Source organism: Treponema primitia, assembly GCF_046533075.1.
GTDB lineage: Bacteria > Spirochaetota > Spirochaetia > Treponematales > Breznakiellaceae > Termitinema > Termitinema primitia_B.
Genome location: NZ_JAJQRB010000036.1, coordinates 1 through 20,850 on the forward strand (window position 1 = coordinate 1; position 20,850 = coordinate 20,850).

The following is a 20,850-nucleotide window of genomic DNA, read 5'->3' on the forward strand; positions in this document are numbered from 1 at the left end:
AAAAAAAAACGAAGATCTTTTTTTTTTTTTGGGGGGGAGGGGGGGGGGGGGGGGGGGGGGGGGGTAGTAATACTGCGGCAGCAATTGTGTTGTCAGGGGCTGCTTGCATAGCGGGGGTTTTCACGGGCTTTCTCCTTTGCGTTTTTTGGCCCCCATACGGGGACTGGGCTCTCTATGAGGGCTTTTAGGCGGGACTTTTGAGCCCGCTTATTTTAGAATACCATATTTACGGCTCCTGTCAATAGAGAGTACGTACATATAGGGGAATATATCACCGCGAAGGCGCAGGAGGCGAAAGAGGGAAAGAAAAATTGGACTCTTTCTTTCCCTCTTTCGCCTCCTGCGCCTTCGCGGTAAAAATTTCTTAAATTTTTGCTTTTTTTCCCGGACCCCTAATGTATTTTGTAAAGCGGCGCCATATACGGGGTGCAGGGGTAGCCGGATCGCAGTTTGCGGGAATACACCCCTTATGGTATACTAAATCTTAATGGAGAGCGAGGCAAAATGGTGGGAACAGTGTATGAAGAAATCACCCTGAAAAACCTGGGTGATGTAATTAATGTTGGGCGTGGGCTTATCGAGGAACCGGAAGTCCGGGAAATGACGGTACAGTGTGTGGTTGATACCGGTGCGGAGACCCTGGTTATCAGCGAAGCGGTGCAGAAGGAACTGGGGCTGCGGACGGAGCATCTGCACGAGTCTACCCTGGCAAATGGGGAAACGGTAGTGTGCAAGATAGCCGAGACCGTCCGGGTGTACTGGAAGGATCGCTTCATGGCCTGTGATCCCTGGGTGCTTCCCGGCGCGAAGGATGTACTCCTCGGATCAATCCCTCTGGAAAATATGGACCTCATGGTGGACTCGAAAAGCCGGAAATTGGTCGGCGTCCACGGCGACCAACCCCTGGGGCGTATCTGGTAACGTGTTGAAGAAGAATTAAAGGGATACCCTCTTTTCCTCTTCCTTCTGCGCCTTCTGCGACCTCGTGGTTTTTTATTCTTCTTAAGTTTATGATATGGCGCCAAGCATTTCCAGGAAGCCCGGGTACGTAACCGCGGCGCTTTCGGCAGCCGCAATTTCCACCGGCCCCGCGGCGCCCAGGGCTCCTGCGGCCAGGGCCATCACGATCCGGTGATCCCCCCGGCCATCCACCTGGCCTCCCGTAAGGCCCTTAGCTCCGTTGCCGTGGATGATGAGTCCGTCGGGCCGCTCTGTGGTCCGCACCCCCAGCTTGCCAAGCTCTTCCGCCATCACGGTGATACGATCCGTTTCCTTGATCCGCGCGTGGGCTACGTTTACCAGGGCGGTATCACCTTCGGCGTAGGCGGCTGTCACGGCCATCATGGGGAGCAGGTCCGGGGTGGCGTTCAGGTCGAACTCGCCGCCCCGGAGAGGACCGGTACGGGAAACGGTTAGGCTCCATTCCACCGGATTAGTGTTTGTACTCCGTTGCAAGTTGCGGGACCACTCCACGGCGCAGCCCATTTCGCTAAGCATGTCGAAAAAGGCCTTATCGCCCTGGGTATCCTCCCGGTCGAGTCCCAGGAGCGTGACCGGCCCCCCGGTAATGGCGGCGATACCTCCGGGGAAAGCGGCGGAGGAAAAGTCCCCCGGTACAGGGCCGTTCATGGGCCGGTAACGGGCGCCGCCGGGTATGCTGAACCGGGAAAAATCCTCGGTATCCTGGAAGGGTATGCCCTGGGCCTTTAAGTACGAAAGGGTCATCTCTATATAGGGCTTTTCGTTGAGCAGAGCTACGTCGATTTCAGTGACGGTTCCGGCCGGGGCCAGGGGGGCCGCCAGGAGCAGCGCCGAAAGGTACTGGCTGGTAGGGCAATCTATGCTCACCCGGCCGCCCTTCCAGGGGCCCCGGACGGTGATGGGGACGCAGCCACCGGGGGCGGATTCCACGGCGATACCCAGGCCGGAAAGGGCGTCCAGCAGGGGGCCGGCGCTCCGGCGGGCTATCTGCTCGTCCCCGGTAAAGGTTACCGGAACATCCCCCAGAGCGGCGGCGGCCAGAACCAGGAACAGGGTGGTGCCGGAATTGCCCACGTCTAAAGGCGTTGTACCGCTGCCCTTCATACCGCCGCCGGTTTCTGCCCCAAAACCCCGGACGGTCCAGCCGACCAATCTCTTGCCCTCCCCATCGGCGGGGTTAGGACAGCCGGGATAGTCGGCGCGGCGCTCCGCAATCTCCGCTCCCAGGGCGCGGCAGACACTCAGGCAGGAGCGGGCATCCAGGGAATCCAGGGGATAATCAATGGCCGAAACCCCTTCCCCAAGGGCGGCCAGGATCAGCCGCCGGATGGTGTGGGACTTTGAAGCGGGGATACGCAGGGTTTCGGAAAAATGTCCGGGGCTGATAGTCGCTTGCATTATATGAAAATAAAGATAAGGCTGGTAATAATCCCCATAATTCCTATGGCAATCCCCCCCATGGCTCCCTGGATTTCCCCCTGTTCCAGGGCCGCTGCGGTTCCTATGGCATGGCCGGAAGCTCCCAGGGCAACCCCTGCGGCTACGGGGTCCTTGAGCTTAAACAGCCTGATAAAGAAGGGGTTAAAAGAGGCGCTGAAAACACCGGTAACTATCACCGCAGAAACCGTAAGCCCCCCAAGGCCGCCATTTTGTACCGATAGTTCCAGGGCAATGGCGGTGGTAACCGACTTGGGCAGCATGGACAGGGTTACCATCTTATCAATAGAAAAGAGCCGGCAGAGCAGGATGATGCTCCCTATGGAAGCGAAGGAACCCGCCAGGCAGCCCAGGAGAATCGGAATGATATTTGCCCTAAGCAGGCTGCGCTGCCGGTAAATCCGGATGGCTAGGATGGTGGTAGCCGGGACTACAAACATGGTGATAATACTGCCCCCGGCCATATATTGTTCCAAGCGCAGGGGGGTGACGCAGACTATGAGGATCACCAGGACATTGGCTATCAGCATGGGGTTTGTCAGGGGGGAATGGAGAAGTTTCCCCACCCGGGACCCGAGAAAATAACAGACAATGGTGAGGATAATGCCAAAAACCGGCAGAGCAACGAGATTTTCCACAGCCTACCCCTGTTTTGCGAGGATCATACGGGAAAGCCGTACGGTACCGTAGGTGACAAAGAAGGTAACCATGGTACTGATAATCGCTATCAGAAACAGCTGTACCACCACCGGCTGTATATATCCGTAGTTTTCCAGGACGGTCACCGCAGCGGGGAGGAAGAAAAAAGCCATATTGGCGCTTAAAAAATCGCCCGTTTCCCCCAAATGTTCCGGTTTTACCAACCGTAACCCCAGGGCGGTCAGCATCAAAACCATCCCTAAAACGCTGGCGGGCATCCCCAGGGGGAGGTAATGGGAGATAATTTCGCCAAGAAATCCAAAGGCAAGAATCAGTCCCAGTTGTCTTAAAATACGCATACCTAACTATATAGTAAAACCCCATGATTATTACTAGTCCCGCTTGATTTTATACCAATTTCCAGTCATACAATATTAAGTATAAAACTGGGACATGGTCACGTACTAATTTATAAGAGAGGTTTCTATGGCTAATCCTATTGAAGTTCGTAATTCGAAGCTGGGACCCAAGGTGGTTAAGGCCCTGCAGAACCGGCGTTTTGACGCCTGGTACGTGGAGGAACCCCAGGAGGCGGCGGAGAAGGTCTTCTCCCTCATCCCCAAGGGCGATGTTATCGGCTGGGGCGGCTCCTTAACTGTGGAAGCCCTGGGCCTGACTAAGCTGGCCAGGGAAAAGGGCTACTCGGTCCTGGACCGGGACGCCGTAGCCCCGGAGAACCGGCTGGAAACCATGCGTAAGGTCATGACCTGCGACACCTTCCTCTGCAGTTCCAACGCCATAAGCGAAGACGGCCAGCTGGTAAACATTGACGGTTTTGGAAACCGGGTAGCGGCCATGATCTTCGGCCCCAAGCAGGTAATTTTGGTGGCGGGGATGAACAAGGTGGTTAAAACCCTCGAAGACGCTTATACCAGGACCAGGACCATCGCCGCCCCCATGAATGCCCAGCGTTTCCCCCAGAAAAAAACCCCCTGCCTGGAAACCGGAAGCTGCGCCAACTGTAATTCACCGGATTCAATTTGTACGTTTATCGTTGCCACAAGACTCTGCAATCCCCCGGGAAGGATCAAGGTGATCCTCATCGGCAAAGATCTGGGACTCTAAGCGGCGGAGATAAAAAAACCGGGACCCGCAGCTTATCACCGCAGGTCCCGGTTCTTACCTTTTTTTACTTTCCTTGAATTTGGATAACCCGTTTCTTGGCCTCCGCCATCTTCTTAATTTCCAGGCTGAGGAGCCCGTTTTTGAAATTGGCAGCAATGGCATCCAAGTCGGCGTTTTCCGGCAGCTTGAAGGACCGGCTGAAGGAAGCGCTCCGGCGTTCCCGGATGAAATACCGCTCTTCACCTTCTTTCCCGTCTTTGGAGGGGGATACATCCCGTTCAGCCTTCTCTTCCTTTTTCGTTCCAATGGTCAGAACACCGCCATCCACATGAACTTCGATGTTCTTCTCGTCATAGCCCGGAAGTTCCGCTTCCAGCACATAGGCGTCGCCGGTTTCCCGGACATCCACCGCCGGTTCCCGGGAATAGGAAGCCGGAGTCAGGGGGGATTCCCCGAAGAAGGATTCCATATACCGGTCAAAATCGTTCAGGGCCTTCTCAATAGTAACAGGGCGATACAGGGTTACAGCTTTCATAATTTATACTCCTTAAAAATTAATTTGTTTTTTCCGGCGCTACGCGCTTTTTGTGGTTTCCCACACCTATATATAAGCAAGGTCCGTGCCAACTTTTTGCAATAAAAACAAGTATTTTTATAAATTTTATATTTCTATACATTATAAGGAATTAAGAATGAACCCCGGGTATGCAAAAACTCAGTATTCGCCAAAAAGGATGTTCCGGAAACTATCATATTTTATAAATGTGTCATTATTACCCATATGGGTCATTTTGGTATTTCGGCTAGGTCAAAAAGAAACAAATAAGAGAATAACCATACCCCGATCGCTCTGTGCACTTGACCAAAAAAAAACCGCAAGGTCGAAGAAGGCGAAGAAGGTGAAGAAAAAACTACGGGGAAATACCATAAAGTCTCATGGTTTCCCCCTCTTCGACTTCGTTGACCTTGCGGTTAGAAATTTCTTTATGATAGGTAATCATAATTGATTTGTAGGTCAAGTTTAGCCGTTCTGCGGCGGGGTTGCTTGATTTTTTATGACTATACTATTACAATGTACGTATATTATGTGATAGGAGCTAGTTATGAGCCAGGTAGTACTTAGTATTCGTATGGATGAAGATATTAAACGGCGTTTTGATTTTTTTTGCGCCGATGCAGGGATGAACGCCACCGTGGCGGTCAATATGTTTGCTCGGGCAGTGTTACGGGAAAAGCAGATCCCCTTCAAGATTACCGGTAACGATGACCCCTTCTACGGCGCGAAAAATCAGGCCATCCTTGCAAAATCTATAGAAGACCTGGAAGCAGGGAGGGGACTGATCGAAAAAACCTGGGAAGAGTTAGAGGCCATGGAACGTGAGTAAAAGAGTAATTTTCCAGGCCGCCGCATGGGAGGAATACCAACGCTGGCAAAACCAGGACCGGAAGACTATAAAACGAATTAACCAACTCCTCAAGGATATCGAAAGAAACGAAAATGAAGGCATAGGCAAGCCGGAACCGCTAAAACACAAACCCGGTTACTGGAGCCGCAGAATTGATGATACTAATCGCCTGGTTTACCGTATCGTAAATGACTCAATCGAAATAGCCCAATGCCGTTTCCACTATGACGACTAAGGGCATTCCCCCTATCCCTGCTGCACATCATACTCCGCCCAGCGCACCCGGCCTGCCTGAACCGTATCCCGGAGCCGCTTTTCCTGCTCGTTCAGATTTTTCCCAACGCCGCTTTTAACTTCCAGAAAAATTACCTCGGTAATGTTTTTTTCGTTCATCCCCCGGAACACGATAAAATCTACCGGCTTCCCCACAAAGCGGCAATCCCCGGGATCAAAGGGAAAGTCCGGCAAAAGCGGCGCTATCTGTTCAGAAACGAGACCCCCAAGCACCGCCCGTGACGCCTTAAGCCGGGCCTTTACAATGTCCTGCAGCTTATGCCCTTCCCAATCCGCCCGTTCCTGCCGCCTCCCCTGGCTAAGTCCCATGCGGCGGCCTATAAGAAGGAAGAACAGACAGAACAGAACAACTACACAGAGAAGGATGATCGTTTTTATCTCCGGGTTTTCCATTTTATTTCTCCAATAGATGTACCTTTACATCGGGTCCTTCAATTAAATCACTATCCATATTTCTGATATTAGTATAATCAACAACTGCGCAACATGTAATAAATGATGGTCCCGCAACTCTAAAATTTCTAATCTTTTCCTAAAACCTCTTGACAAATTTATATGTTTCTATGTAAAGTAACATATGAGTGTTTCTGTATACAGAAACACCTCAAGGAGACTTTATGCTCTATAGACCCAGTCCGGAAGAAGCCGCCTCCCTTGCCGGGGATTTCAAGTCCATCCCCATATCGCTAACCCTGCCTGCGGGGGGGCATACTCCGGTGGAGACCTTCCGGATCCTCAAGAACCTGAGCCGCCAGTGCTTTATCCTGGAAAGCCTGGAAGACCCCAACCGGCACGGCCGCTATACCTTTCTGGGCTATGATCCCAAACTGGAGATTTCCTGTACCAATGGCGCCCTCAGCATAAAAAACGGGACCCATATCAATATGACCGTTAAAAATCCCGGCGTGAATATCAATCAAATAATAGAAGAAAACAGAAGTCCCGAGCTTCCCTACCTTCCCCCGTTTACCGGAGGCTTGGTGGGGTACTTTTCCTACGACTATATCAAGTACAGCGAGCCGGGACTGAAGCTTGACGCCGATGATCAGGAACATTTTAAGGATGTGGACCTCATGCTCTTCGACAAGGTTGTGGCCTACGATCATCTGGAAGAGAAAATCATCCTTATGGTGAATATCAAAGCCGATGCGGCGAAGGAAAACTACAACCGGGCGGTGACGGAACTGGAAAAGTTGGCCCGGATCATCGAAAGCGGAACCCCTGCGGAAATGAAGCCCCTCAAGATCACCTCTCCCTTCCGGCCCCTTTTTGACGAGGCGCAGTATTGCTCCATGGTCCGGCGGGCCAAGGATTATATCAAGGAGGGGGATATTTTCCAGATGGTACTTTCAAACCGGCTGGAGGCCGATGTAGAGGGCAGTCTCTTTGACACCTACCGGATACTCCGGGAGCGGAACCCTTCGCCCTATATGTTTTACTTTTCCAGCGACGACATTGAAATTGCCGGCGCCTCTCCGGAAACCTTAGTAAAGCTGCTCAAGGGCGAGCTCCTCACCTTTCCTCTGGCAGGTACCCGTCCCCGGGGCAAGACCGAAGACGAGGATACGGCCTTAGAGCGGGAACTTCTTACGGATCCCAAGGAACTGGCGGAACACAATATGCTGGTGGACCTTGGCCGGAACGATCTGGGGAAGATCAGCCGCTTCGGATCGGTGATGCTGGAACGCTATCTTTCGGTAGAAAAGTTTTCCCACGTGATGCATCTGGGCTCCACCGTACGGAGTCTTATCCGGGAGGGCAAGACCGGGACCGATGCGGTGGAGGCGGTACTGCCCGCAGGAACCCTGTCGGGGGCGCCGAAGATAAGGGCCTGCGAGATCATCAACGAGCTGGAAAACAACAAGCGGGGTATCTACGGCGGGGCCATAGGCTACCTGGCCTTTAACGGGGATATGGACACCTGTATCGCCATACGGATCGCCTTTAAGAAAAATGGCAAGGTCTTTGTCCGGTCCGGGGCAGGTATTGTGGCGGACAGCGTTCCTGAAAAGGAATACCAGGAATGCAAAAACAAAATGCAGGGTGTGCTGAATGCCCTGGAGGAAGCCCAGTCATTGGCGGTAAGGGAGCATAAAAAGTGATTTTACTCATCGACAACTACGATAGTTTTTCCTACAATCTCTACCAGCTCATCGGCGGCCTCAATCCCGACATCCGGGTGATCCGGAATGACGAAATGACCGTGGCGGACATTGTGGTCCTCCGTCCAAGCCACATCGTAATCTCCCCCGGTCCCGGCCGGCCCGCCGATGCCGGCATCTGCGAAAAGCTGATCGCCGCCCTGGCCGCGCAGATCCCCATCCTTGGGGTGTGCCTGGGTCATCAGGCTGTCTGCGAAGTGTTCGGCGCTACCGTAAGCTACGCAAAAACTCTGATGCATGGCAAGTCTTCGATGATCAAGGTGGATACCGGGAGCCCCCTCTTTGCAGGCATGAACGAAACTATACAGGGCGCCCGTTACCATTCCCTGGCCGCAAGGGACAATACCATTCCTGCGGATCTAAAAATTATCGCCGCCGCCGATGACGGAGAAGTTATGGCGGTACAGCACCGGGAATATCCGGTCTACGGTGTACAGTTCCACCCCGAATCTATTTTAACCCCCGATGGGAAACGGATACTTATCAACTTTTTAGGAGTTCACCATGATTAAGGAAGCTATTATAAAAGCGGCGAGCCGGGAAAACCTGAACTACGAAATGGCCGAGGCGGTGATGGACGAGATCATGGGCGGTAAGGCCAGCGATATCCAGATGGCGGCCTACCTTGCCGCAATGGCGGTAAAGGGCGAGACCATCGAAGAGATCACCGCCTCCGCCGCGGGTATGCGGAAGCACTGTATCCGCATCCTCCACGATATGGATGTTCTGGAAATCGTAGGAACCGGCGGGGACCGGTCTAATTCCTTCAATATAAGTACCACATCTTCTCTGGTAATTTCCGCTGCGGGTATCCCGGTGGCAAAGCACGGTAACCGGGCGGCTTCCAGTAAGTCCGGCGCAGCGGATGTGTTGGAAGCCCTGGGTGTGGACATCACCGTTTCCCCGGACCGGAGCCTCCATCTGCTCAAAACCATCGGCCTCTGTTTCCTCTTTGCCCAGAACTATCACCTTTCCATGAAGTACGTAGCTCCGGTACGGAAGGAGCTTGGTATCAGAACTATTTTCAATATCCTGGGTCCCCTGGTTAATCCGGCGGGGGCGAACATGGAACTCCTGGGGGTCTACGATCAGGATCTTACTGAGCCCATGGCCCGGGTACTTTCAAACCTGGGTGTAAAGAGCGCACTGGTGGTGTACGGCCAGGACGGGCTGGACGAAATTTCCATGAGCGCCCCTACTTCGGTCTGCGAAGTACGAAGCGGAGTTTTCAAGTCCTACGTCATCGAACCGGAGCAATTCGGTTTTAGGCGCTGTAACAAGGAAGATCTGGTGGGGGGAACTCCGGCGGAAAACGCCGCCATAAGCCGGGCTATCCTTTCCGGCGAGAAGGGACCCAAGCGTGACGCGGTGCTCCTCAACTCCGCTGCGGCCATCCACATCGCCAAACCGGAGTTTTCCATAGCCGATGCTATCGGTATCGCTAAAGAAACTATCGACAGCGGCAAGGCGCTAAACCAGTTGGAACAGTTTATCAGCCTTTCTAAAGTGGTCGAAGTGCCGGAGCTTAGTGTATGATTCTGGATGATATCGCGGCAAGTACCCGTATACGGGTGGAAAAAGCAAAGGCTACGCGATCCCCGGAACAGGTGCGGGACGCAGCCATGACCCAGACTGGTCTGAACCGGGAAGGGGAGGGTAAACAACTCCCGCTCTTCGAACAGGCCCTGGCCGTACCGGGCTTGTCTTTTATCTGTGAGGTCAAGAAGGCTTCTCCCTCCAAGGGAATTATCGCCAAAGATACACCCGGCGCGCCGGGTTTCCCCTACCTTGAAATAGCCAAGGATTACGAGGCTGCCGGAGCTTCGGCTATTTCGGTACTCACCGAGCCGGAATATTTCTTAGGCAGCGACGGGTATCTGCGGGAGATCGCCGCTGCGGTACAGGTCCCGGTATTACGTAAGGATTTTATTATTGATACGTATCAGATTTACGAAGCTAAACTCCTGGGCGCTTCTGCAGTACTGCTAATTTGTGCCCTCTTGGACACAAAAACTATCGGCAGCTATATTAAGACAGCGGATACTCTTGGTCTTGCCGCTCTCGTGGAGGTTCATAACGAAGATGAAGTCCGGTCCGCCCTGGACGCCGGCGCCAGGATAGTGGGGATAAACAACCGGGACCTTAAAACCTTCACCGTGGATCTTGCAACCACAACAAGGCTGCGGAAATTTGTTCCCGCGGGGATACTCACGGTGTCCGAAAGCGGCATACGCGGGCCGGAGGATATACGGGTTTTAACCGCGGAAACGAAAATCGATGCGGTGCTGATCGGGGAGACCCTTATGCGGGCAGCGGATAAGAGGGAATATTTACAGGAACTTCGCGGGAGACTTCGTTGAAAGCAGCGGACTGCGGGTTGGGCAGGATGAAGATAAAAATTTGCGGGCTTTTCCGGGATGACGATATTAGTTTTGCTAACGAGGCCGGGCCGGATTATATCGGCTTTGTATTTGCCAAAAGCAAGCGCCGGATTTCCCCGGAATGTGCGGCACGTTTGAGGGCACGATTGAGACACGATATTGTACCGGTTGGGGTGTTCGTGAACGCTCCTCCGGAAGAAATCGCCGCCCTTTACCGGGATGGGGTTATCGGTATCGCCCAGCTCCACGGAGACGAGAGCCGGGAATATATAGCGGAGCTTAAGGAGCTTACTGCGTCGGTCAGTTCCGTCCCTGTTCCGGTGATTAAAGCAGTGCAGACGGAGAGCCGGGAGGATATTCTGGGCGCGGTGAGCAGCGGGGCGGATTATCTCCTGCTGGATCATGGGACGGGAGGGACCGGGAAATGCTTTGACTGGACTTTGTTGGAGGATGGTGATTTTTTGAATGGATTGCCCGTCCCCTGCTTCCTTGCGGGGGGCGTTAATGTGCATAATATAGAAGAGGCCCTGCGGTTTAAGCCCCTTGGGATCGATGTTTCCAGCGGCGCGGAGACCGGATCGGTTAAGGACCGGGACAAGATGATACAGCTTGTACAGAAAGTGAGGAATTGGAAATGAGCGACTTGCAAGGAAGTTTCCCGCGTAAGGGCAGATTTGGTGATTATGGCGGGCAATACATTCCGGAAACCCTGATGAACGAGATCATCAATCTGGAGAAGGCCTACAACCATTATAAGGATGACCCGGCGTTTAATGCGGAGCTTACGGATCTGTTGAATAACTATGCGGGGCGGCCTTCGTTGTTATACTACGCAGAAAAAATGAGCGCCGATTTGGGCGGGGCAAAGATTTACCTTAAGCGGGAAGACCTGAACCACACGGGGTCCCACAAGATCAATAACGTTCTCGGGCAGGTGCTGCTGGCAAAGAAGATGGGTAAGACCCGGATCATTGCCGAAACCGGGGCCGGTCAGCACGGAGTTGCCGCAGCCACCGCCGCGGCGCTCCTGGGCCTGGAATGTGAGATCTTTATGGGCAAGGAAGATACGGAACGCCAGGCCCTGAATGTGTACCGCATGGAACTTCTCGGCGCCAAGGTCAACGCGGTTACTTCCGGTACCCAAACCCTGAAGGATGCGGTGAACGAGACCATGCGGGAATGGGTCGGCCGGGTTTCAGATACCCACTATGTGCTGGGTTCCGTCATGGGGCCCCATCCCTTTCCAACCATAGTACGGGACTTCCAGAGCGTTATCAGCAGGGAAGCCCGGGAACAGATCCTGAAACGGGAGGGGAAACTTCCCGCCGCGGTGATCGCCTGTGTGGGCGGGGGCAGCAACGCCATGGGTATGTTCTACCACTTTATTCCTGACAGCACAGTAAAACTGATAGGCTGCGAGGCTGCCGGCTTAGGGGTGGATACGGAAAAACATGCGGCCACCATTGCCAAGGGAAGCGTAGGCATATTCCACGGCATGAAGTCCTATTTCTGTCAAAATGATGAAGGACAAATCGCCCCGGTCTATTCGATTTCCGCCGGGTTGGACTACCCCGGTATCGGACCGGAACACGCAAACCTCCACGATACCGGCCGCGCCCAGTACGTACCGGTAAGCGACGAAGAGGCGGTGTCCGCCTTTGAATACCTGGCCCGAAGCGAGGGGATCATCTGCGCCATCGAAAGCGCCCACGCGGTAGCCCACGCAAGGATCCTGGCGCCGAAAATGGGTAAGGATGACAGTATTATTATCTGCCTCTCCGGTCGAGGAGACAAAGACGTGGCCGCCATCGCGCGGTACCGGGGGAACAATATTCATGAGTAATATCAACAGGGCTTTTCAAAACAAGAGCGCATTTATCGGTTTTGTCACCGGCGGCGATCCCAGCATCGAAAAATCCGAAGAGTTTATCCTGGAGATGATCCGGGCCGGCGCGGACCTGGTGGAAATCGGCATCCCCTTTTCAGACCCCATCGCCGAAGGCCCGGTGATCCAGGAGGCTAATATCCGCGCCCTTTCTGCGGGGGCAACGGTAGAAAAACTATTCGGCCTGGTAAAGAGCCTGCGCGCCAAAACCGAAGTCCCCTTAGTTTTTCTCACCTACCTGAATCCGGTTTTCCATTACGGCTACGATGCTTTTTTTAAACGAAGCCGGGATGTTGGCCTGGACGGCATCATCATCCCCGACCTTCCCTTTGAAGAACAGGCCGAAGTTCGGGAGGCCGCTGTAAAATACGGCATAGATATTATTTCCCTTATCGCTCCTACATCCCGGTCACGGATACAGGAAATCGCTAAGGCCGCTACGGGCTTCATCTACCTGGTATCTTCCATGGGTGTTACCGGGGTACGCAGCGAAATACGAACCGATCTTGGTTCCATTGTTGCCGCAGTCAGGGACGTTACCAAGGTTCCGGCGGCGGTGGGGTTCGGTATCCATACCCCGGCCCAGGCTTCTCAAATCGGGAAGATTGCCGATGGGGTCATTGTGGGAAGCGCCATTGTCAAGATCATCGCCGAACATGGAGGCGATGCGGGGAAGTATCTCTACGAATATGTGAAAGCGATGAAGGCAGCTATCGGGCAATGAAAAGCCGGAAAAATGTATTTTCTATTGAATAAAATATTAGCCTATGGTATATTAATATTATGGTGTTGTTTTTAGGGAAAAAATGGCCCAGTCTCGTTTTAGGGACCTATCTTACCTTTGCTATAATGGGAATATTTACCTTTGCAGCGGTAGATACTCTCCGTTCCGGTGATTTTTGTGAGGCTAAATCGGGTTTGGGCGAGTTTTCCGCGCTCGTAGACCATACCGTTGATTGTCTGGCCGAAGACACGATTGTAATAAGCAAGTCCCGCGGGAACTCCTTTTTTCAATTACGTAATGTATCGCTGCGTGTCCTGATGCCACTGGGGACGAAAGACGCCAGAGCCGTTCTTTCGCTATCCCTTTTAAAGGCACTCGAAAAAACACGTTGTCTCAATATAAAAGATACCCTTCATTTGAAACTCCGAATCTGATACCCCTTTCCTCCCGGTCATTAATTTTTTCTCGCTTTACCGTCTTCGCGGTAGGACCCGTGTTAGAAAGGAGTATAATTATGTTATTAAATGACGTTTTTGATAAACAATCAATAAAATTGAATCTTGAAAGTAAAACCAAAGAGACAATTTTTACAGAACTTGTCGACACAATAGCGGATGTTCACCATGAATTGAATAGGGATGAAATGCTTGCCGTGGTACGGGAGCGTGAAAACAAAATGAATACCTCCGTAGCCTCCGGTATTGCGGTGCCCCACGGCTATTATCCGGGGGCCGGTGTTGTTGGAGCCATAGGTATTTCACCGGCAGGTATAGATTACGATGCGCCGGATCATAAACCGGTTCATGTTATTTTTTTGATTATAATGGGCGAAACATACCGCGAAAAGCATTTACATGTTTTAAGCCGGATTTTGTCTATAATCAAATCCGGAGCACTTCCCCATATACTGGCAACCAAGGGACCCCAGGAGGTGTACGAGATTTTATCCCGGTTTAATTAGGACTATTGGAAAAACATAGTATGCTTCGGCGGTAGTAATAGAATATCAAAAAAAATAATCAAGAGGGGGTGGGGGGCTTAAAACAATAATGCCCCTCACCTCTTTAATGATGAATGTCAAACCGCTCCCTTGAAAAGATTCTAAAATTGCCTTACACTATTCTTAATCCTTCGGTAAAGGGCAGTTATGGCTGATACCCAATATAACCTAGTAGAAACTATACTCCTCGAAAACATTGATAAGCCCGATACGCTTTTCGTGTTTCCTACGGATATTGCAGTAAACCATTGGGCGGATCATCTCCTGAGCCTTCGGGGAGGCGGTACGCTTGCCATGGAACGGTTTACCGCCTGGGATACTTTTAAACAGGAGTCCATACGGGCGCAGAAGCAGGATAAGAAAAGTGTACCCGCAGTTTTGCGGAAGATCTTTGTAAGCCGTCTTGTTCGGGAAAACACGGAAAATTGCGGGGCCGGAAAGGCGCCCCTGTTCAGCTCCCTCCTGCCTCCAAAATATGCCTATGCCGGGGGCGCCTTTGTTTCCTGGCTTACAGGGATACTGCCCCAGCTGGGTTCGTGGTTTGAAAAAACTGCCGGACTTCTCCCGGCGCTTATGAACGAAAAAAACGGTATCCTTGCGGGGGAAAGCCTTGCAGGCGATGACCGTGACCTCTATACGCTGGCTTCCCGGTATCAGCAGTTTCTCGATGAACATGGGCTCTTTGAACCCGCCTGGGAGAAGCCGCCCTTTGAAGATACGGGGAAGACCTGCTTCATCTTTTTTCCCGAGTCCCTGATGGATTACAGTGAATATGCGGAGCTTCTGGAAAACACCGGCCATGTTAAGCCGGTACGGATTTCCGGCGCCGGCGCCGCGGCTAAACCCTATAAAACATTTTTCTACACCAATTCCCGCAGCGAAATTACCGAAGCTGCCCTGTATATCAGGGCGCTCCATGAAAACCAGGGAGTCCCCTTTGAATCAATGGTGGTGAGCATCTCCGATGAGTCAAGCTACGAACCCTATGTGCTTCGGGAATTTGCCAACCGGAACATTCCCTTTGTACGCCGGCAGGGGAAACCGCTGGCTTCCTACCCTGCGGGTCAGCTCTTTACTGCCATTGCGGATTGCGCTTCCCGGGATTTTGCCTTTGATGCGCTTACGGGGCTTCTGTTGAATAGTCATCTCCCCTGGAAGGACAGGGAAGTTATTAATCAGCTCATAGATTTTGGGATCAGGAACAACTGTATTACTTCCTGGAAAGAAACTGATGAACAAGGAAGTGTTGGAAGGGAGATCCATGTATGGGAGGATGCTTTTAAATCCCCCATGGGGAACAGGGAGGAGCGCGCCCGGTCGTTTTACGAAATTCTCAAAACCGATATAGAAAAATTATGCCGCGCCCCTTCTTTCGAAGATATACGAACCCGTTACTTTATATTCCGGGAAAAATTTCTCAACATGGGTGAATGTCTCCCCGAAACGGATTTAATCCTGTCCCGGTGTATATCAGAACTGTTGTCCCTGATAGAAATTGAAAAATCCTTTCAGGACCTTGCCGTTCCTGATCCCTATACATTTTTTACCGAATACCTTCAAGAGAAAAACTATCTTCCCCAGCAGTATTCATCCGGGGTGAGCATACTTCCTTACCGGACCGCAGCGCCGGCGCCCTTTGAGTGCCATATCATTCTTGGCTCAACCCAGAACAGTCTTTCGGCGGTTTTTTCACGGCTTGGGTTCCTGTCCCGGGCAAAACGGGAGGAACTCGGCCTGCAGGACGATGATGCCTCCGAGGCGTTTATCAACCTGCATAAGTTGAATTCCCGTCTCCCTGCGGCCTTCTTCTGTGCCCAGGAAACCTTTTCCGGTTATGCCATCCCCCACAGTCTCCTTAGGGTTACGGAAAAACCCCGTATGCGCTATGGCGCCGATGATACGGAAGCCTTTGCGGAGGATCTTTTTGAAGCCGAGCAGGGATTGTACCGATCCCTGCAAGCCGCGGCATCTGTACCGTATTTCCCGAGCCGGCTCCATAGGGGGCAGCTGCAGGGGTTTAACGCCTGGGCTGCCAGGAGAAACAGGAATGGTGATGAGGAAAGATGGAAGGCGGACCCGGCGCTGCTGAATCTTATCAGAGAACGGTATTGCTACAGCGGGGATTTTCCGGGAAAATTCAGTGTCTCCGCATCGTCTCTGGAACCGTACTATAACTGCGCTCTGCAATGGCTCTTTCAGAGAGTTCTTGTCCTTGAAAATGTACGCATTGAAACAAGTTTGATGGCCGAAAATATCATGGGTTCCGTGTACCATGCGGTGCTGAACTGGTTTTTTACGGCGGTAAAAAAAGACGGAGCCGTGCTTTCCCCGCTTCAAAACGGCGCCCTTCCGCAGGATTACGGTGTTTTGCTTACGGAATGTGTTGAAACCATACTGAAGGGGCTTCCCGCATTGCTGCCGGGTAAACAACCGGAGATGAGCGCCCTTACGGTACGGCTGATCCGCGCAGAGAAAAAAAATATCCGGGCAAAGCTTGAAACACTGCTCATCGCCTTTCTTTCTTACTTTGGAGGGTATCGTGTCCTGGGAAGCGAAACATCCTGGAAACTAGAGAAGGATTCCTTTTATCTTAACGGTAAAGTGGATTGTATGCTTGAGGATATTTGCAGCGAAGTTCCCCGCGCAGTAATTGTGGATTTCAAGCTGTACTATATGCCGGATTGGGATTCCTGTACCGCCTCCGGAGATGAGGGGCTTACGAATTTTCAGCTTCCCCTGTATATGACCCTGGCGGAAGAGAAGGGCGGGAAACCGGTAAACACGGCGCTCTTTTTCAGCATCCTGCAGGCTAAGCCCCAGGTAATATTCGGCGTTGTAACGGACAGAGAAACCGGAAAGTCCCTGCCGAAAGATCCTGTGGCGGATGACCAATTTCAGCTCATAATGGAGGAATTCCGGGAAAAGACGGAACGATACGCTGCGGAAATCAGGGCCGGTAATTTTTCTACCATCAGTAACAGTTTTAAAAAATGCGCCGCCTGTGACTATCATCCCGTGTGCCGTACAAGTTATACGGTAGATAGAGAATCGAACCTGTTACATTGGGGCGTTAACAATGGGTGATGCAAAAACAAAGCCGGAACTCAATGCTGAACAGCGGGCGGCGGCCTATTGCAAAGAAAATGCCGTGGTTGCCGCAGGGGCCGGATCGGGGAAGACCTCCGTACTGGCGAGTCGTTTTGCCTATCTCCTGACCCAAAAGGGGTACCGGGTTGATCAGATCCTCACCCTCACCTTTACGAAAAAGGCCGCTGCAGAAATGTACCAGCGTATCTACAATACCCTGAGCGAAATTGCCGCGAATGATCCGGGGCCCGGGGGCGAAAAAGCGCGGGATGGTATCAAAGATTTTATCCGGGCCAGGATACAAACCCTGGATTCCTACGCTGTTTCTATTGTCAAGCAGGCCGCATCCCGGTACGGCATACGCCCGGATTTTACCAATGATAATGAACGGTGCCGCGCCATTGCAGAGGAGGTCTCCCTTCCGTTCTTAATTGCCCACCGGCATCATCCGGCTGTGGAAAGATTGTATCCCCAAAAAAGCCCTTCCGGTATTGCGGGGGATATTTTTGCGGCGGCAATTTTTAATTACAGTTATATTGACGAGCCCCATGCCTTTATCGGGGATGTCAAGAAGCAATTCAGTATAATATGTGCGGAATGGAAAAAGCTGAGTTCTGCGATAACAGCGCTGCTGAAACAACTTGCGGATATCCTTTCGCAAAATGGCGGGGACAAGCTGCTGCCCGATCTGGTCCCCCTGATGGCTCAATTTAGCTCCGGCAAGATTACGTTTCCCGGCGAAGAGGAAATCCGCAGTTTTTTTGATTCCCTGCTGCCCCTTTCAGACCTCGAATGTATTGCCGGAGCGGAATCCCATCCGGTTAGGGCTGCGGTACTGGAAATCCTCACCTACATGGGTGAATTGTACGCCCTTGACCTCCGAAAGGGTAAACGGAGTGATAATCCGGCCAAGGACTTAATAAAGCAGTTTCGGAACTCTTTGTTTGGCGCCTTTTCATCCCTGGCGGTTTTTTGTATGCAGGCGGGGTTTATCCTTTCCGTTATGTTTCTTTTGGACTCCCTGCAGGAATTGTATCTTGATAAAAAACGGGCGGAGGGGGTTCTTACCTTTACCGATGTGGCCCGGCTGGCAAGAACCATACTAAGGGATCATCCTGATATCAGGAAAAGCGAGAAGAAAGCCTTTGAGGCAATTATGATCGATGAATTTCAGGATAACAATGAGCTGCAGAAGGAATTACTTTTCCTGCTTGCGGAACATCCTGACCGGATGGATACAAGCATTCCCCCTCCGGATGAACTTGAACCGGGCAAACTCTTTTTTGTGGGTGATGAAAAACAGTCTATCTACCGTTTCCGAGGGGCCGATGTTTCGGTGTTCAGAAAATTAAAGGATGAATTAGCCGCCGGAGATCTTCCCCTTAAGATCAACTACCGGTCGGCGCCGGAACTTATCGGAGCCTTTAACGCCATCTTTGGGGGAAGCCAATACGATCCCATGGGCGAGAAGCCGCCGGCGGAATTCGCCTCGGTCTTTGCCTCCGGCCTGCCGCTGCCGCTTTATGAAGCTGCGTACAGTCCCCTGCAGGCGGGCAGCGCCAATGAGGGGAAGTTTACCCTATGCGTCCTCAACACCAGTGATGAGCCGGATGATGATACAAGTGATGCGGACCAGCTTAGCCCCCTTGAAAACGAAGCCCGCTTTACCGCAGAGCGTATACAAAAACTGTTGACGGAAAGGGACGCAAACGGCGGCCCAATCCATAGGCCCGATGATATTGCCATCCTTTTCCGTACCCACAGTCCGCAGCATTTGTTTGAGAAGCACCTGCGGCTGCTGAATATCCCCTACGCCAGTGAAGCTATTAATGGCTTTTTTTACGGCGGCCCGATCAATGATTTAATGTCGGTACTCCGTCTCGCCGCATATCCCCTGGATACCGAAGCCTATGCGGTGATGCTCCGCTCCCCCTTTGTGGGACTTTCCCTGCAGAGCCTCGCCGTCTGTCTTGCGGCTATGAACAGCGGCCCCGCCAAAACCCCCTTCTCCGATGATGCCCTTTCACAGCTCCCGGAACTGGAACAGGCCCGGTTCCTCCATGGCCGCACTTTATATGAACGCATCCGCGGCAGGACGTCGGAGAGCACCCTGGCGGAGATGGTGAGCGAGTTATGGTACGCCGAAGGGTACCGCTACGAGACCGAGTGGAATCCCCAAACCGTAGTTTACCGGGAATTGTACGACTACCTGTTCCACCTTGCCGCCAAGGCCGATGAGGATGGCTTGGGTCTTGCCAGTTTTACGGATACGATACAAACTCTGCGTGAGAACGATGGCGGCCTGGAAGAAATTGACATTCCTCTGGAACGCCCCGGGGCGGTACGCCTTATGACGATCCATAAAAGCAAGGGCCTTGAATTTCCCGTAGTATTCCTTTGCTGCTGCGGCAGCCATGGCAGAAGGGGCGGCGGTTCCGCTGATGTGTATGACGCCGGGCCGGGCGGTATATCTTTTAACCCCCCCATGCCCCCTGAATGTTTTGGTATATCCGGTGTTAAGAGAAACTTTTTCTACGAACAGTCTTCCGGAGAGGAAAGACGGAAACAAACAGCGGAACTGCGGCGCCTCCTCTATGTTGCCATGACCAGGGCGGAGCGGGAATTGTACCTTACGGGCAGCCTTGATCTTGGGGAGGATGAAAACGAGGTGGGGGATCTTTCCCTCCGGTTGAAAGCCTTTGTTGATGGAAAGCGGGCGAATAGTGATACGGCGGATCGTATCGCCGGGGACACCATCCTGGATAACGATACTTTTTTCGGCCTGTTTCTTCCGGCCCTTGCGGATCATATTCCCCCGGAGGGGCTTCAAACAATGCCGTCCTTCTTTAGCCTTGAATCAATTCCGGTGTATACCGATACGCCGGTGAACAGTCCGGGTCAACAGGGCGCGGTATTTTACAATGACCGCAGGGGTCTTGCCGGTTTCCTTAAGGAGGCGGCGCCCTATTATGACAAAATAAAGGAAGAAAATAGTATTACTACTCCGGTAATCGAAAACAATCACCGGACTCCCACGTCATTCCACGTTGAAACCGATTCTGCCCGGTTTAGTTATACTATTGACAAGGGTAATTCCGGAAAAGCGGCTGCTGAAATATTCGCTAGGGTTGACGATATCCTCAAACGCTTTGCTGCGAAAGGCAAAGCCGCCGGCCTTGATCCCGGGGCGGAGGCATTTACCCCGGCTGACTTCGGGACTATTGCCCACGCCTGTGTGGACGCCCTGATGAATCATGAGACGCCGGCTATACCCGCCAAGCTTGGGGGCCCCCTTTCCCCCCAGGAAGCGGACACCCTGCTTTCTGCGGGACTTGAACTGGCAAAACGGTTTCTGGAATCACCCCTGGGACAGTCGGCCCTAAGCGCGCCTTTACGGAAAAGCGAATGTCGCTTCCGCAGCCTCTACGGCGCACCCGAGAGCACTGCGCACACCGGGTGTTCTACGCACACCTTCATTAATGGAACCATTGACCTTCTCTTTGAGGATGACAGGGCTGTTTATGTGGTTGACTTTAAGACCGACAGCATTGAGGAGCCCGGGGAACATCTGGCTCAGATGGCCTTCTACTACCGGGCGGCCATGGATCTCCTGGGTAGGCCCCACGGCAAGGACTGCAAGTTGTGGCTGTACTATCTCCGTACCGGTCATGCGGTGGACATGACGGATGCAGCGAAGGACTGCCCGCTTCCGGTGTAGCGAACCACAAG

General features: G+C 52.6%; 20 protein-coding genes. 15 read left to right on the top strand and 5 right to left on the bottom strand.

What is annotated here, in order from left to right; all coding sequences use genetic code 11:
• The first annotated feature begins 504 nt into the window (after positions 1-504).
• A complete protein-coding gene (locus LQZ19_RS06700) occupies positions 505-921 on the top strand; it encodes an aspartyl protease family protein (protein WP_411046890.1) in 417 nt (138 codons plus the stop codon).
• Between the two features lie 87 nt (positions 922-1,008).
• On the opposite strand, the gene aroA is transcribed toward LQZ19_RS06700, so the two are convergent.
• From aroA to LQZ19_RS06715, 3 genes are read right to left on the bottom strand one after another with little or no spacing between them, the layout of a single operon-like run.
• Positions 1,009-2,379: a 3-phosphoshikimate 1-carboxyvinyltransferase gene (gene aroA / locus LQZ19_RS06705; protein WP_411046891.1), complete on the bottom strand. Its 1,371-nt coding sequence runs from the start codon at positions 2,377-2,379 to the stop codon at positions 1,009-1,011.
• Complete coding sequence (locus LQZ19_RS06710; protein WP_411046892.1) at positions 2,379-3,056, bottom strand: LrgB family protein; 678 nt, start codon at positions 3,054-3,056, stop codon at positions 2,379-2,381. The genes aroA and LQZ19_RS06710 overlap by 1 nt, the downstream gene beginning before the upstream one ends.
• A 3-nt stretch (positions 3,057-3,059) precedes the next feature.
• Positions 3,060-3,416 carry a CidA/LrgA family protein gene (locus tag LQZ19_RS06715; RefSeq protein WP_411046893.1) on the bottom strand — a complete coding sequence of 119 codons (357 nt, stop codon included), beginning with the start codon at positions 3,414-3,416 and terminating at the stop codon, positions 3,060-3,062.
• Between the two features lie 127 nt (positions 3,417-3,543).
• Here LQZ19_RS06715 and LQZ19_RS06720 point away from each other — a divergent pair, with 127 nt between their 5' ends.
• Entirely contained in the window at positions 3,544-4,182 is a 639-nt protein-coding gene (locus tag LQZ19_RS06720) for a lactate utilization protein (protein WP_411046894.1), read from the top strand.
• A gap of 64 nt (positions 4,183-4,246) precedes the next feature.
• Here the strand turns inward: LQZ19_RS06720 and LQZ19_RS06725 are convergent, their stop codons facing one another.
• Positions 4,247-4,717, bottom strand: a complete 471-nt coding sequence (locus tag LQZ19_RS06725) for an Hsp20/alpha crystallin family protein (RefSeq protein ID WP_411046895.1) — start codon at positions 4,715-4,717, stop codon at positions 4,247-4,249.
• A 568-nt stretch (positions 4,718-5,285) separates the two neighbouring features.
• Here LQZ19_RS06725 and LQZ19_RS06730 point away from each other — a divergent pair.
• Both LQZ19_RS06730 and LQZ19_RS06735 read left to right on the top strand, forming a co-directional pair.
• Entirely contained in the window at positions 5,286-5,567 is a 282-nt protein-coding gene (locus LQZ19_RS06730) for a type II toxin-antitoxin system RelB/DinJ family antitoxin (protein WP_411046896.1), read from the top strand.
• The gene (locus tag LQZ19_RS06735) at positions 5,560-5,823 is read left to right on the top strand and encodes a Txe/YoeB family addiction module toxin (RefSeq protein WP_411046897.1); all 264 of its coding nucleotides are present in this window, start codon (positions 5,560-5,562) and stop codon (positions 5,821-5,823) included. The genes LQZ19_RS06730 and LQZ19_RS06735 overlap by 8 nt, the downstream gene beginning before the upstream one ends.
• A gap of 11 nt (positions 5,824-5,834) precedes the next feature.
• Here the strand turns inward: LQZ19_RS06735 and LQZ19_RS06740 are convergent, their stop codons facing one another.
• Positions 5,835-6,275: a Holliday junction resolvase-like protein gene (locus LQZ19_RS06740; protein WP_411046898.1), complete on the bottom strand. Its 441-nt coding sequence runs from the start codon at positions 6,273-6,275 to the stop codon at positions 5,835-5,837.
• A 224-nt stretch (positions 6,276-6,499) separates the two neighbouring features.
• Between LQZ19_RS06740 and LQZ19_RS06745 the strand changes: the two genes are divergently transcribed.
• The 11 genes from LQZ19_RS06745 (at position 6,500) to LQZ19_RS06795 (ending at position 20,839) form a co-directional block, all read left to right on the top strand.
• The gene (locus LQZ19_RS06745) at positions 6,500-7,984 is read left to right on the top strand and encodes an anthranilate synthase component I family protein (RefSeq protein ID WP_411046899.1); all 1,485 of its coding nucleotides are present in this window, start codon (positions 6,500-6,502) and stop codon (positions 7,982-7,984) included.
• Positions 7,981-8,556: an anthranilate synthase component II gene (locus tag LQZ19_RS06750; RefSeq protein ID WP_411046900.1), complete on the top strand. Its 576-nt coding sequence runs from the start codon at positions 7,981-7,983 to the stop codon at positions 8,554-8,556. The genes LQZ19_RS06745 and LQZ19_RS06750 overlap by 4 nt, the downstream gene beginning before the upstream one ends.
• Positions 8,549-9,580: an anthranilate phosphoribosyltransferase gene (gene trpD, locus LQZ19_RS06755; protein WP_411046901.1), complete on the top strand. Its 1,032-nt coding sequence runs from the start codon at positions 8,549-8,551 to the stop codon at positions 9,578-9,580. The genes LQZ19_RS06750 and trpD overlap by 8 nt, the downstream gene beginning before the upstream one ends.
• Positions 9,577-10,404, top strand: a complete 828-nt coding sequence (trpC, locus tag LQZ19_RS06760) for an indole-3-glycerol phosphate synthase TrpC (protein WP_411046902.1) — start codon at positions 9,577-9,579, stop codon at positions 10,402-10,404. The genes trpD and trpC overlap by 4 nt, the downstream gene beginning before the upstream one ends.
• Entirely contained in the window at positions 10,401-11,063 is a 663-nt protein-coding gene (locus LQZ19_RS06765; RefSeq protein ID WP_411046903.1) for a phosphoribosylanthranilate isomerase, read from the top strand. The genes trpC and LQZ19_RS06765 overlap by 4 nt, the downstream gene beginning before the upstream one ends.
• Entirely contained in the window at positions 11,060-12,268 is a 1,209-nt protein-coding gene (trpB, locus tag LQZ19_RS06770) for a tryptophan synthase subunit beta (protein ID WP_411046904.1), read from the top strand. The genes LQZ19_RS06765 and trpB overlap by 4 nt, the downstream gene beginning before the upstream one ends.
• Entirely contained in the window at positions 12,261-13,034 is a 774-nt protein-coding gene (gene trpA, locus LQZ19_RS06775; RefSeq protein WP_411046905.1) for a tryptophan synthase subunit alpha, read from the top strand. The genes trpB and trpA overlap by 8 nt, the downstream gene beginning before the upstream one ends.
• A gap of 59 nt (positions 13,035-13,093) precedes the next feature.
• Complete coding sequence (locus tag LQZ19_RS06780; RefSeq protein ID WP_411046906.1) at positions 13,094-13,468, top strand: hypothetical protein; 375 nt, start codon at positions 13,094-13,096, stop codon at positions 13,466-13,468.
• 80 nt (positions 13,469-13,548) lie between these two features.
• Positions 13,549-13,995 (top strand): PTS sugar transporter subunit IIA, encoded by a 447-nt coding sequence (locus tag LQZ19_RS06785; protein WP_411046907.1) that lies wholly within the window; start codon positions 13,549-13,551, stop codon positions 13,993-13,995.
• Between the two features lie 186 nt (positions 13,996-14,181).
• On the top strand, positions 14,182-17,118 hold the full coding sequence (locus LQZ19_RS06790) for a PD-(D/E)XK nuclease family protein (RefSeq protein ID WP_411046908.1): 2,937 nt from the start codon (positions 14,182-14,184) through the stop codon (positions 17,116-17,118).
• The gene (locus tag LQZ19_RS06795; RefSeq protein WP_411046909.1) at positions 17,111-20,839 is read left to right on the top strand and encodes a UvrD-helicase domain-containing protein; all 3,729 of its coding nucleotides are present in this window, start codon (positions 17,111-17,113) and stop codon (positions 20,837-20,839) included. Before LQZ19_RS06790 ends, LQZ19_RS06795 begins: the two co-directional genes overlap by 8 nt.
• Positions 20,840-20,850 lie beyond the last annotated feature (11 nt).